At 46.8% G+C, this 12,020-nt stretch carries 14 protein-coding genes; 6 read left to right on the top strand and 8 right to left on the bottom strand.

The annotated features are described in order from the left end of the window. The first annotated feature begins 16 nt into the window (after window positions 1-16). Window positions 17-1,135: a deoxyribonuclease IV gene (locus KB186_RS24115; RefSeq protein ID WP_173612420.1), complete on the top strand. Its 1,119-nt coding sequence runs from the start codon at window positions 17-19 to the stop codon at window positions 1,133-1,135. An 86-nt stretch (window positions 1,136-1,221) separates the two neighbouring features. After that, window positions 1,222-1,521 carry an Ada metal-binding domain-containing protein gene (locus tag KB186_RS24120; protein ID WP_173612421.1) on the top strand — a complete coding sequence of 100 codons (300 nt, stop codon included), beginning with the start codon at window positions 1,222-1,224 and terminating at the stop codon, window positions 1,519-1,521. On the opposite strand, the gene KB186_RS24125 is transcribed toward KB186_RS24120, so the two are convergent. The 3 genes from KB186_RS24125 to KB186_RS24135 form a co-directional block, all read right to left on the bottom strand. Continuing rightward, window positions 1,518-1,919: a hypothetical protein gene (locus KB186_RS24125; protein ID WP_173612422.1), complete on the bottom strand. Its 402-nt coding sequence runs from the start codon at window positions 1,917-1,919 to the stop codon at window positions 1,518-1,520. The two genes, KB186_RS24120 and KB186_RS24125, sit on opposite strands and share 4 nt — an antisense overlap. Window positions 1,920-1,924: 5 nt before the next feature. Then, window positions 1,925-2,704 carry a cyclase family protein gene (locus KB186_RS24130; RefSeq protein ID WP_232774524.1) on the bottom strand — a complete coding sequence of 260 codons (780 nt, stop codon included), beginning with the start codon at window positions 2,702-2,704 and terminating at the stop codon, window positions 1,925-1,927. A gap of 137 nt (window positions 2,705-2,841) precedes the next feature. Beyond that, window positions 2,842-3,645: a MerR family transcriptional regulator gene (locus KB186_RS24135; protein ID WP_173612424.1), complete on the bottom strand. Its 804-nt coding sequence runs from the start codon at window positions 3,643-3,645 to the stop codon at window positions 2,842-2,844. A 92-nt stretch (window positions 3,646-3,737) separates the two neighbouring features. On the opposite strand from KB186_RS24135, the gene KB186_RS24140 reads away from it, so the two are divergent. Further along, complete coding sequence (locus KB186_RS24140; protein WP_173612425.1) at window positions 3,738-4,748, top strand: alpha/beta fold hydrolase; 1,011 nt, start codon at window positions 3,738-3,740, stop codon at window positions 4,746-4,748. Between the two features lie 42 nt (window positions 4,749-4,790). Here the strand turns inward: KB186_RS24140 and KB186_RS24145 are convergent, their stop codons facing one another. Both KB186_RS24145 and KB186_RS24150 read right to left on the bottom strand, forming a co-directional pair. Further along, window positions 4,791-6,197: an alpha/beta hydrolase family protein gene (locus tag KB186_RS24145; protein ID WP_232774526.1), complete on the bottom strand. Its 1,407-nt coding sequence runs from the start codon at window positions 6,195-6,197 to the stop codon at window positions 4,791-4,793. Window positions 6,198-6,326: 129 nt separating this feature from the next. Then, entirely contained in the window at window positions 6,327-6,785 is a 459-nt protein-coding gene (locus KB186_RS24150; RefSeq protein WP_173612427.1) for a MarR family winged helix-turn-helix transcriptional regulator, read from the bottom strand. 133 nt (window positions 6,786-6,918) lie between these two features. On the opposite strand from KB186_RS24150, the gene KB186_RS24155 reads away from it, so the two are divergent. After that, entirely contained in the window at window positions 6,919-7,470 is a 552-nt protein-coding gene (locus tag KB186_RS24155) for a dihydrofolate reductase family protein (RefSeq protein ID WP_173612428.1), read from the top strand. Between the two features lie 60 nt (window positions 7,471-7,530). Here KB186_RS24155 and KB186_RS24160 read toward each other — a convergent pair whose 3' ends face one another. Beyond that, window positions 7,531-8,850 (bottom strand): hemolysin family protein, encoded by a 1,320-nt coding sequence (locus tag KB186_RS24160; RefSeq protein ID WP_173612429.1) that lies wholly within the window; start codon window positions 8,848-8,850, stop codon window positions 7,531-7,533. 168 nt (window positions 8,851-9,018) lie between these two features. After that, complete coding sequence (locus KB186_RS24165) at window positions 9,019-9,783, bottom strand: exodeoxyribonuclease III (protein ID WP_173612430.1); 765 nt, start codon at window positions 9,781-9,783, stop codon at window positions 9,019-9,021. 222 nt (window positions 9,784-10,005) lie between these two features. Here KB186_RS24165 and mphJ point away from each other — a divergent pair, with 222 nt between their 5' ends. Both mphJ and KB186_RS24175 read left to right on the top strand, forming a co-directional pair. Next, window positions 10,006-10,929 (top strand): macrolide 2'-phosphotransferase MphJ, encoded by a 924-nt coding sequence (gene mphJ / locus KB186_RS24170; protein ID WP_232774527.1) that lies wholly within the window; start codon window positions 10,006-10,008, stop codon window positions 10,927-10,929. A 142-nt stretch (window positions 10,930-11,071) separates the two neighbouring features. Continuing rightward, window positions 11,072-11,389, top strand: coding sequence for a hypothetical protein (locus KB186_RS24175; protein WP_173612432.1), 318 nt, complete (start codon window positions 11,072-11,074; stop codon window positions 11,387-11,389). A 94-nt stretch (window positions 11,390-11,483) separates the two neighbouring features. On the opposite strand, the gene KB186_RS24180 is transcribed toward KB186_RS24175, so the two are convergent. Further along, a complete protein-coding gene (locus tag KB186_RS24180) occupies window positions 11,484-12,008 on the bottom strand; it encodes a DUF420 domain-containing protein (RefSeq protein WP_232774528.1) in 525 nt (174 codons plus the stop codon). Window positions 12,009-12,020 lie beyond the last annotated feature (12 nt).

Genomic DNA, 12,020 nt, shown 5'->3' on the forward strand with positions numbered 1-12,020 from the left:
AAGGAGGTTCTATCCTATGCTAAAAATAGGTTCGCACGTATCATTCTCCGGTAAAGGACTGCTGAATGCCGCCCAAGAAGCAGCCACCTACGGCTCGAGTACCTTTATGATCTACACGGGTGCACCGCAGAACACCCGCCGCAAACCGATCGAGGACCAATACATTACGGAAGGCAAAGAAGTCATGGCCAAGCAGGGCGTGGATGAGATTGTCGTACATGCCCCGTACATTATCAACTTGGGCTCTTACAAGGACGATACCTATGAACTCGCTGTCCGTTTTCTGCAAGAAGAGATTCGCCGGACCGACTACATTGGCGTCAAAAATATCGTGCTCCACCCTGGCGCCTACACGGATAAGGATGCAGAGTATGGCATCGCCCGGATCGCGGAAGGCTTGAATGAAGTTCTGGCAGGCGTAAAAGACACCGATGTAAAAATCGCGTTGGAGACGATGGCGGGCAAAGGGACGGAAATCGGTCGCAGCTTTGAGGAAATCGCGGCCATCATCGAGAAAGTAGAAGACAACAGCAGGCTGACCGTCTGCATGGATACTTGCCACATTCACGATGCTGGCTATGATATCGTCAACGACTTCGATGGCGTCCTGGACCAGTTTGACCGGACAATCGGCTTGGACCGTCTCGCCGTCGTTCACTTGAATGACAGCAAAAACTTCCGCGGGGCAGGCAAAGACCGCCATGCGCCAATCGGTGCGGGACTCATCGGCTTTGATGCGATGAATTACATCGTGAACCACGAGAAAATCCGCCACCTGCCGCTTGTACTGGAGACACCTTGGATCAGCAAGGAAAAAGGCAACGAGCGTCCGATGTACGAAGCAGAAATCGCCCTCCTGCGCGGGGAAGTGGACAAGCGCTTCGGCGACGAATTCATGGACCATGTGGAGCGCCTCGATTTCTTTTTCCGCAAACAAGATGTCACCAGACGCGAGTATGTGGTTGGGATTTGGGAGTTGCTCAAAAACGACGCGAAGGCAAAGAAAGCGGATGGCCGCGAGCCAATGGAGCGTCTGTACGATATGGTGAAGGAAGCGAGATTGTTCCCGGAGCTCACCGAAGAGCAGATTAACCACCGCTTGACTGCCTACTTCGCGATTCCGAAATTCTCGTAAGGTAAGAACACTTCATGTAGGCTGACTGACTGTGGCTTCCTCCTTTTGGAGCGAAAACGACACATTACCAATAGAGGGGGAGCCATATGCCTACACCGAAAAAGCCAGCACCTCAAGATGCTGACTCTGCCAAAACATACACCCTGCTCGGAGCTGATCGCTCTTTTTATCAGAGTGATTCTCCGGGTACATTGGGGGGCTATCGTCCACGCAAAATATACGGACGACTGGATTGCCCCTCTGCCATCAGAGCCATTACGCGAGGCGGTTATGTGCGCCATCGCGTATTTTTTGCGGATGAAGCTACCGCTATTGCTGCGGGGTATCGACCTTGTGCTGTTTGTTTACGAGAAAAATATTTGTTGTGGAAAGCCCCTCCCCTTTAAGGTTTTAGAATACCTGCGGGGATTCGATAGAGTACATAGTTGCCCGTCCACATTTGTGTCGTAATGACCATCTTCTCTTTTCCCCGTTCAAAGAAGTATCCGGCCCCTTCTTGTTGGATGAAGGTCCAGCCTGTTTCTGTCACCGCTCGTCTCATCGCTTCCGCCGCTGTAGCTTGATTCGCTTGCGGCCCATATCCATACCAATCGACGTTTCCCTCCGTTGTCAATTTGACGATTTTTCCCTTGTTTTCACCCAACAGCTCCGTCACTTCTTTTTTGGACTTGGATTCGAATGGCAATGCAGGATACCCGATCAGAGAAACATTCGCGATCATGATAAAACAAAAGCCCAAGAAGAATAGGAGGAAAAGAACCTTCGCGCTCTGGTTCATGCCCATACGACTTACTCCTCTTCCTCAAAAATCGCGACAGGACGCGCCCATCCCGCGCTCGCTCCTTTCACTTTTACAGGAAACACAGAGACGGTAAACCTGTAGGGTCTCGGCAATTGTTCCAAATTCGCCAGCTTTTCAATCTGGCAATACTCTTTCTCTTTTCCCACATAGTGAGCTGCCCATAAAACACCATCGCGCGGGTTTTGTTTATAATCAGCGGCTTGAACGGAAAACGGGATATCCCATCCCCACCCATCGGTTCCCATGACTTTGATTCCTTGATCGATCAACCAATGTGTCGCTTCGGCGGATACTCCGGCATGTGATTGAAAATAGTGCTCCTCATAGTATCTTTTATCCGCGCCCGTCCTGATCAGGACAATATCGAACGGTTTCAGTTCGTATTCGATTTGTGCGAGCTTCTGTTTTACATCATTCACCGTGATCTCATAGCCAGACGGCTTTTCACTAAAATCAAGCAGAACACCATCTCCGTAGAACCACTCCAACGGCAACTGATCAATCGTTTTCGCCGGCTCTCCCTCAGAAGTAGGCCAGTAATGCCAAGGCGCATCGACATGTGTCCCCGTATGTGTTGTGAGTGTCACCGTTTCACTCGCCCATGCCTTCTGTTCGGGAAAATCCGTTGGTTGCAATCCGAAGTACTGCGCGGCTTGGACAGCCCCTTCTTCATGACTACTGTATTGAATCTCAGGTGGAAACGGTTCTTTTGCCAGATGATCAAGAGGCACACTCAGATCAACGAACCGACGTGCTTTTCTATTCATAGCAGGATTCCCTTCTTTCGCATTTGGAATTTTCTGTATCCTCGATCATTATTACTGTACTACCCGCCTTCCACCAGCGTCAAATGAACACAAGCAAAAAGCCAGTACCTCGTCGTCTATGCGGGTACTGGCCTTTTTCATGGAAATTCTATGGGAATTTGCACTTCTACATACGTATCGCCCCCAAGTGGGGATTGCAGATAGTTTTCTCTGCCTGGCTGATCTTTTTTGATCCGGTATTGATTGCGCTCTATCCATTTTGCCAAGTCAATACAGGCCGTAGAAGGAACGAATGGCTCTACACGTTGGACCAGGGTGGCCATCATCGGCTCCTCTGGCAGCATACGTATTTCCAGCATATCGGATGGCAAGGGAATGTCCTGCTTGAGTACATAGCCGATCTCCAATTCGAATGCCGTCTCGTCTCGCTCCGACTCCTTCCACAAAACGATGGGAGAAAGCATCCATCTCTGCTGCTTGCCTGCGTGTTGAGACAGCCGCTCGAAAAGCATCGGAATCTCTTCTACCGTACCTTCTGAACGAAACGAGACAACTTTTTGGGCTTCGACTCGTTTAAATACAACCTCTTGTGCTACATACCCCTTTTGCTCGATCGACAGCAGACGCTCCTTGATTCGATTCAATCGTGCTTGCTCCTCCTCAAGCAGCTGTTCCATTGCTCTTTCTTTTTGCCTGAATATGCCTTGTAGTTGCTCCGGAGACATCTCTTCATGCAGCAATTGCTGAATTTGTTGCAACGTAAATCCCAAGTCCTTGTACATGAGGATTCGATTCAGCGTAACCAATTGCTCTGCTGCATAAAACCGATAGCCAGTTTCTTTGTCGATATCCGCTGGCTTCAAAATGCCAATTTGATCATAAAAACGAAGCGTCTTTAAGGACACTCTGCTCAATCGGGAAAATTCACTGATCTTAAACATGGAAAGACCCCAATCTATCATTCCCTTGACTTTCCCCTGTACGGGAACGTTTATAGTTGAAAAAAATCATGCTTACAAAGGAGCAATGCGAGATGGATTACGACATTTTTCACTTGGGAGATGTCCGCTTGCAGTCAGGAGTGACACTACCTCATGCATTTATTGCTTACAAAACCTATGGTACACTCAACGCCGCCAAGGATAACGTCATTATATTTCCTACATCGTTTGGAGACCAGCATTACCAAAACGAATGGCTCATCGGGGAAGATAAGGCTTTGAACACGAATCAATATTTTATCATCATTCCCAATATGCTCGGCAACGGGCTATCGTCCTCCCCGAGCAACACAGCCAACCCGTATGATCGAGCCCATTTTCCACACGTTACGATCTACGATAATGTCGCTCTTCAGCATCGACTCATTACAGAGAGGTTTGGCATCAAAAAAATTGCGCTGGCAACCGGCTGGTCGATGGGGGCCATCCAGGCTTTTCATTGGGCGGCGATCTACCCAGATATGGTCGAAAGATTGGCTCCTTTTGCCGGAACCGCAAAAACATGGCCGCATAACATCGTCTTGATCGAAGGCATCCGAGCAGCATTACTGGCCGATGCAGCTTGGAATAACGGGCAGTATACGGCATCTCCCGAGGTTGGCTTACGTACCTTGGGGCGCGTTTATGCGAGTTGGGGGTTTTCACAGCCATTTTACCGCGAGGAATGCTATAAAGCTTTGGGCTATGAGACTCTTTCCGAATTTATCTCGGAATTTTGGGAGGAAAGCTTTGTTCCTTCGGATGCAAACGATTTGCTGGCGATGATGTGGACGTGGCAGCATGCCGACATTAGCCAAAATGATAAGTACAAGGGAGACTTTGAGGCGGCGCTACGAAGCATCCGGGCACGAACGGTTGTGATGCCTGTACGGACTGATTTGTATTTCACGCCAGAAGACAGTGAATATGAGACGAAGCACATCCCTAACGCTACCTTTAAGCCAATTGAATCAATCTGGGGACACTTGGCTGGGTTTGGACTTAACCCTGTCGATACCGCGTTTATTGATAACAGCTTAAAAGAACTGTTGGCGACAAACTGAAAATTTCGAAGTAGAGGGACACCTATTAATGGTGCCCCTTCATTACTTCATCCTTATCGTAACATCTGGATAGCGCCCCACAACATCTAAATAGGAAGCATTTGGATCACCCTTAAGATTCCGATCCATGAAGGCTAGCGATACTTCGTTAATAATGGTGTGATTGCGCCGCACTTCAGGACTAAGTGCTTCCATCAGTGGTGAATACAGAGGAAAATCTGTAAAGCTGAGATGCCCCGCCTGCCAGATATCCAACTCCACACCTGATTGAGCTAATACTCGCTCTCGCCGCCCTTCTTCGGCTAGTTTCATCTCCGGCGAATCCTCCAGTTCTGGTAATTTGAAGCCTCCGTTCATAATCATCAGCGGTTTCGTTAACGGTTTGTCACGATCCTCACCATACAAGTAGCCATCCATATTAATACCTGCTTTAAATACAGGATTCTTGTATAGAACATCCACCGCAGTTGCACCCCCAAAGGAGTGACCGATAATGCCAACATTAGAAAAGTCAGCTCGATGGGCAAACGGACTCTCCGTTACCCTTTCACTCATGTCCATAAGCTGCTGAAGGGCAAATTCGATATCCTGCGTCTGCTCCTTGATAACCGGAATAGAAGCATGATTCTGTACGTCGTATTCCATAGGGAGATGAGAGCTCGTGTCTATGAAAGGAGCATAGCTGCCATCTGGATAAACAGAGATCATCGCCGTCCCTGGATGCTCGACCGCCGCTACAATATAACCGTGGCTGGCTAATTCAATCGCTTGAAACGTATTCGTGAAGCGGCTACCTAGCATATTCCCGTGCGATAAGAAAATGATTGGTGCTTCTTTTAGGTCTGAGGCGAAGGAAGTTCCCGCGTAAGTATGCGTCTCCACCTGTTCGAGGTAGCTCAATACTTTCCCAGAAAATCCGTACTGTTCCTCGATAGCTTTGGCAAACGCCGGCAGATTGGAAATGTATTTACCCGGAGTAGCAGAAGATGACGAATCAGCTGGATACCAGATCTGCACATTGATCTTTCTGGAAGTCCCGTCACTCCCTATGCGAGAGTTGTCCGACCATGTGTAGGTAACTGTTCCTACTCGATAAGCGCCAGTTGGTCTCTCAAAGGAAAAGACAGGTAACATAAATGGCAGACAAATGGCGAGTGCGCTGAGCAGAAAAGCCGGCACACTGAGTAAAATAGATTTCTTCCATTCCCTATCCCTTATCGTGTTCCGGTAAGTCCTGACTCCGTACATGCATAGGATCATTAGTGCAACCAAATAGGCTGGACCCATTTGCCAACGCGCCTTTTCAAAAATTAGGTGAAACAGCCCTGTAACGACCAGCAAAATAGGCATTCCCCATAGAACTAGCCGCCCTGGGGCTTTCCGAGACCAAATTAAGTACCACAATAAACCTATAGCCAAAATGACAAACACAACTTCAAAAATCCGCATATGGATGCTGCCTCCTTCAGACAAATGTTTTATACAAATTAATATTTAATTAAACTTAAATATAAGGCGCAGGTTAGCCAGGACATTCGCCCGTCTCCTGGGCCCCAGCCGCTCACCCTTGTTTCGTAATTATTCAACCGTCTTTCGCGTCTGCTCTTCCTCAATAATTCTCCGGAACTTCAACATTATTTCCTTTAGCGCTACCAAATCTTCGTAAGGAAGCTTGGAATAGAAGCGCTCTATGATCGACAATTCAATCTTGCGGCTTGTTTCGATATAGTTCACTCCGGCAGTATCCAGCTCCACAAAAATTTCCCGGCGATTCCCGGGGTTAATCGAACGTTTGACTAACTGGCGCTTTTCCATCTTGTTCAACATTTGGCTGACTGCACTTGCCGTGATGTCCATTTGCTTTGCCAATTCCCCAGTGAGCAGTCGACCGCGTTCATGCAGCAAGTTAATCATGATGATCTGGCTATTCGTAATCGTCTCATCCAGCACATCCGCGTATTCTTGCGTCAGCATCACCTGACAAGCATACTCGATTTCGTTTAGCTCCCGGACAAAAGCGACGAGATCTTCATTCATTTAACCACCCCTAACAATTAAGTTAACTTAACTATTAAAATAAACGATAATCTACGACTATGTCAATTCTCGTGTGTTCAAATCCCAGCTTGTTTCACATAAAATGGAACTACGAAAAAGGAGGGATCTCTGAATGGCTACCTTAACGTATCACGTTGCCGTTTCGCTAGATAATTTCATTGCCGATCAAGCCATGATGGACGGAAATATCGACAGCACTCTCTTTTTATTTGAGGGAGAACATGTACCGGACTTTTTATCTGAAATTCAGGAATATGATGCAGTGCTGATGGGCGCCAAAACCTACGAGTTTGGGTTTAAATTCGGTGCCAAGCCGGGCGAACCAGGTTATAAGGGAATCAAGCATTATATATTCTCAAACTGCATGCAGTTTGAATCCAACGCGGAAGTCGAGCTGATCAAAGGCGACGCCGTTGAATTTATCAAAAATCTCAAACAGCAAGAAAACGGCAAGCTGTGGCTATGTGGAGGGGGTGAGTTGGCAGGAGCGTTACTGGCACATCAACTGATTGATCAATTAGTGCTGAAAGTGAATCCGGTGATGGTCGGTGAAGGTGTCCCGCTATTTGGAAGTGCGAAGCCACGTCTCAAACTCGAGTTAGTAGACATGAAACAGTACGCGAACGGCGTAACGAAGCCTACGTACAACATTGTTTATATATAATGTCACAAAAGAAACGGGACCGCATCAATCGGCCCCGTTTCTTTACCTTCTGTCATATGATTACGTTACATCCTGCAGCTCACGAGCTGGAGCCTCTGCTGCTTTTTGAATCTCCATTTTCCGTATGCGATGCTTGTCTTTCTTTCGGATCGTAAAGACGAGATCATCGTATTGCCATTGGATACCTTCTTTGAGCGTCGGATTTTGACTGTATAGCCAGCCCCCGATGGTATCGAGTTCTTCTTCATTAATATTGGCGTTGAGCAAGTCGTTAACCTCGGAGAGAAGTACCTTTCCGTCCACAATCACATGGCTATTCTCTTCCACAATTTCGATCTCGGCTTTTTCCTCCGCGTCGAACTCATCACGAATCTCCCCTACAATTTCCTCCAAGATATCTTCGATCGTAACCATTCCGGAGGTTCCGCCATATTCGTCCACCAGGATCGCGATATGCGTTCTTTGTTTCTGCATTTTTTTCAAAAGGTCTTTTACAGGAGTCGCCTCTGAAACCATCAAAAACGGTCGGATGAGCTTGGAAATATCCAAATTCGGATCATCGGCATAATTCAGAAAGAACTCTTTCGTGTTAATCATCCCGATAATATGATCTTTATTCTGCGATATAACCGGGAAACGGGTATACTGCTCTTCTTTCATGATTCGCAGGTTTTGCTCAAGGGTATATTCCTTGTGCAAGCAGCTCATATCTGTCCGGGGGACCATAATCTCGCGGGCAAGCATCTCGTCAAAAGCAAAGATATTGCTAACGTATCCATACTCAGACTGATTAATTTTGCCGCTCTCATAGCTTTCCGTCAAAATGATTCGCAGCTCTTCTTCTGAGTGACTTTCTTCGTGCTCCTTGGTCGGTTTCATACCAAATGAACGCACAAGCAGAGCAGCCGAGCCATTCAGCACCCAGATCGCAGGGTACATCAATTTATAGAACCAAATAATGGGTTTCGCACAAAGTAAGCTAACCGCTTCTGCCTTTTGGATCGCCACTGTTTTCGGTGCCAGTTCCCCGACAACCACATGGAGAAACGTAACGAGCGAGTAAGCAATCACAAACGACAGAACTGCCACGACTTGTTCGGGTAAAAACGGCGTAAGAAACGGGCTAATGATGCTTTCAATCGTCGGTTTCCCCAATACCCCCAAGCCAATGGCTGTCAACGTAATGCCCAACTGACACGCTGACAAATATCCATCCAGGTTACTAACTACTTTCTGAACAGCAAAAGCATTCTTTCTCCCTTCCATGACCAATTGGTCTACACGGCTCGGGCGAAGCTTTACAATTGCAAATTCAGTTGCCACAAAAAAAGCGGTAGCAAAAATCAGAAAAGCAATTAGTAACAAATTCATGGTTAGCAATATCCTATCCCCTCTTCATTAGAAGTATTACGTTTTCATTGTACGAAACCCCGCCCCTTGACATCAACGTTCGCTTATATCCAATTTCGTCTTAATTGTTTGATTATAGGCAGTTTTGCTATTTCAGGTCACTCACCCTCACAATTGCTGATTACAGGCATTGCATACTCACTCAATGGTCCCCAGCTCCAACACGACCGGACAATGATCGCTCCCCATCACCTGTGAGTCAATTCCCGCCCCGAGCAACGACGGAGCCAATCTCTCAGACGCGAGAAAATAATCAATACGCCATCCGATATTCCGCTCTCTCACTTTCGGCATGAAAGACCACCACGTATATGCATCTGTCTGATCCGGATAGAAATATCGATAGGTATCCACAAACCCGGCTGCCAGCAAGTTCGTCATCTTCTCACGCTCTTCAGGAGTAAATCCAGAATTACCGCGATTGGACTTCGCATTTTTCAAATCAATCTCTTGATGGGCGACATTCAGGTCCCCACAAACCACAACGGGCTTCTTCGCATCTAGCTGCAATAAGTAGTTCCGAAACCGATCCTCCCATACCAGCCGATAATCCAATCTCGACAAATCACGCTTCGCATTCGGGGTATATACCGTCACCAGATAGAAATCATGGAACTCCAGCGTAATGACTCGTCCCTCAGGCTCATGGTCTTCTTCCAAGCCATAGCGCACAGATAGTGGCTCCATTTTTGTAAAAACAGCCGTTCCGGAGTAACCCTTCTTCTCTGCGTAGTTCCAATATTGATGATACTCCTCGCCGATCTCCATCTCGATTTGACCTTCTTGCAGCTTCGTTTCCTGCAAGCAAAATATATCAGCGTTCACTTCTTTGAAGTATTCATAGAAACCTTTGTTTACACATGCGCGAAGTCCATTTACATTCCAAGAAATCAATTTCGTCATCGCTAATCTCCTCATCGCTATTTGATAGAATCCATGGTACACTATCTTTGTTTTCAATTATAGGAGGTTACGATGATGGACATTGCAATGGGCATCGCATTCATGAGACTTCGTTAAAATCGACAAGACCCCATTAGGCTCAGCCATTTTTAAAAACGGAATGGTATGGGTTTATTTTTGTTTGGATTGATTTTAACTATTCATGAATGAGGTGTTTTTGTTATGTCAAAAAACAATGTAGAGCAAATGCTTGCAATCGCGAAAAACAACGGAATCCTTGTAGACCCAACTACCGTGAAGGTGAATGAATCCGGCTTAGACTTCCTTGCTATTTTTGCAAGTACGATAGATGGTGTTCCATGGGTATTGCGCCAACCGCGCCGGGACGATGTCGTGGAGACAGCCCGTTATGAGAAAAAGGTGTTAGATCTCGTTGCAAATCATCTACGTGTGGAAGTGCCGGATTGGCAGGTTCACACCTCTGAATTCATCGCTTATCCGATCCTGGGTGGCACACCATTGGCGACGATTAATATGGAAACAAAAAGTTATGAGTGGTATTTGAATCCTGAATCACTACCTGAATTGTGTATCCAAACATGGGCGGAAGCATTGGTCGCATTACACGGTATTCATCATGATCTCGCTCGAGATGCTGGTATCCGCGTCAAGCAGCCTAGCGAAGCACGAGCAAGCCTTCGAGAAAAGATGAATGAAGTCAAACGCGTCTTTGGCGTTTCTGGGGCGCTATGGGATCGATGGCAAAAATGGCTTGCGGATGACACATTCTGGCCTGCCCATTCTGCTCTTGTACATGGTGACCTCCATCCGGGGCATATCTTGGTTGCTGAAAACGGCAAGGTAACAGGGCTCCTGGATTGGACGGAGGCCGAGGTAGCTGATCCTGCTGTTGATTTCACGGTTGTCTACCTGTTGTTCGGAGATACTGGCTTGGCGGATTTCATCCAACGGTATGAGAAAGCAGGAGGACGTGTATGGCCGCGCATGCATGAGCATATCGTCGAAATGACGGCTGCGTATCCTGTCACTCTTGCGACCTTTGCGCTGAAATCAGGGCTGGAAGAGTTCAAGATCATGGCACGACAAGCTCTGGGTGTTGATGAAAACGGCACAGAGATCTCTTAGATATACCAACCACCGTCCCTGATTGGAGGCGGTGGTTTTTTATGTAAATAGCTCCATTGAGCCATTACTGGCTTGGAAATAAGGTGTTACAATAAATCGGCTCATTTGGACAATCCTTTACTAAACAGATGGAGTGAATAGGATGAAGCGAGGACTTCTTATTGGCATTGGTGCTGTAGTCGTAGTAGCAGGCGTGCTTTCCATTCCTGTTGAGGCAGGCCCCTCACCCGATACACGAATCATATTGGAGCACACGAAGAAGACGTATATTTCACCGCCCTGTTATGAGCAAGCCAACAAAACGAACAATCTAGCCGAAGCTGATATTCAAAAAGCGAAGGAATTGAATTATCAGCCAGAATCCAGCTGCACGGCAAATTCCCTTGCCCCCATCAAGCAACCGATTGCTTCCGTGCTCGCCGTAAATCTCGGAATCAAACAAAGCCGCTGGGATTGGTAATCGAACGTTGGTTTAAGAAACGTGAATCGAAAATATAAAGGCTTCGTCCATAAAAAAAGAGCGTTAGCTATAGCAGCTAATGCTCTTTTTTTGATTAATAGTACGGAGAAATCATGAGGTAAACAATGACACCCGTCGCACTGACATACAGCCACATCGGCATCGTCCAGCGGGCGATTTTTTTATGTTTTTCCACTTTCATGTTGAGTCCACGTGCAGTCGTTATCAGCGCAAATGGAACGATAATCGCCGACAACAGAATATGTGTAATCAAGATGAAGTAATAAATCGGACGCAGAATTCCCTCTCCCCCGTAGGAAGTGCTAGGTGCCATTCCGTGGTAGATCACATACGAAACCAAGAAGAGAGCTGTTGTGGAAAAGGCTGCAAAAATATATCCTCGATGCATCTTCACGTTTTTGAACTTCACGATGGAAACAAGCGCGGCAATCAAAAAAATAAAGGTAAAGCTGTTCATGACCGCATTAAAAAACGGCAGAAAGGTCAGGTCGAGATGGCTGAAATCATTGTTTTTCGGCATGAAGTACAAGATGGCGACAAGCGTGTTAATCGCTATGGTGAGAATAACGATAATCGGTGTATAGTTGCGTTGTTTCATTCTTATGCTCCT

This window comes from Brevibacillus sp. AF8 (assembly GCF_021270385.1).
GTDB lineage: Bacteria > Bacillota > Bacilli > Brevibacillales > Brevibacillaceae > Brevibacillus.

Excerpts from the sequence above, each read along its gene's own strand:
- KB186_RS24115 (WP_173612420.1), top strand. The coding sequence starts at position 17 with ATGCTAAAAATAGGTTCGCACGTATCATTCTCCGGTAAAGGACTGCTG.
- KB186_RS24120 (WP_173612421.1), top strand. The coding sequence starts at position 1,222 with ATGCCTACACCGAAAAAGCCAGCACCTCAAGATGCTGACTCTGCCAAA.
- KB186_RS24125 (WP_173612422.1), bottom strand. The coding sequence starts at position 1,919 with ATGGGCATGAACCAGAGCGCGAAGGTTCTTTTCCTCCTATTCTTCTTG.
- KB186_RS24130 (WP_232774524.1), bottom strand. The coding sequence starts at position 2,704 with ATGAATAGAAAAGCACGTCGGTTCGTTGATCTGAGTGTGCCTCTTGAT.
- KB186_RS24135 (WP_173612424.1), bottom strand. The coding sequence starts at position 3,645 with ATGTTTAAGATCAGTGAATTTTCCCGATTGAGCAGAGTGTCCTTAAAG.
- KB186_RS24140 (WP_173612425.1), top strand. The coding sequence starts at position 3,738 with ATGGATTACGACATTTTTCACTTGGGAGATGTCCGCTTGCAGTCAGGA.
- KB186_RS24145 (WP_232774526.1), bottom strand. The coding sequence starts at position 6,197 with ATGCGGATTTTTGAAGTTGTGTTTGTCATTTTGGCTATAGGTTTATTG.
- KB186_RS24150 (WP_173612427.1), bottom strand. The coding sequence starts at position 6,785 with ATGAATGAAGATCTCGTCGCTTTTGTCCGGGAGCTAAACGAAATCGAG.
- KB186_RS24155 (WP_173612428.1), top strand. The coding sequence starts at position 6,919 with ATGGCTACCTTAACGTATCACGTTGCCGTTTCGCTAGATAATTTCATT.
- KB186_RS24165 (WP_173612430.1), bottom strand. The coding sequence starts at position 9,783 with ATGACGAAATTGATTTCTTGGAATGTAAATGGACTTCGCGCATGTGTA.
- mphJ (WP_232774527.1), top strand. The coding sequence starts at position 10,006 with ATGTCAAAAAACAATGTAGAGCAAATGCTTGCAATCGCGAAAAACAAC.
- KB186_RS24175 (WP_173612432.1), top strand. The coding sequence starts at position 11,072 with ATGAAGCGAGGACTTCTTATTGGCATTGGTGCTGTAGTCGTAGTAGCA.
- KB186_RS24180 (WP_232774528.1), bottom strand. The coding sequence starts at position 12,008 with ATGAAACAACGCAACTATACACCGATTATCGTTATTCTCACCATAGCG.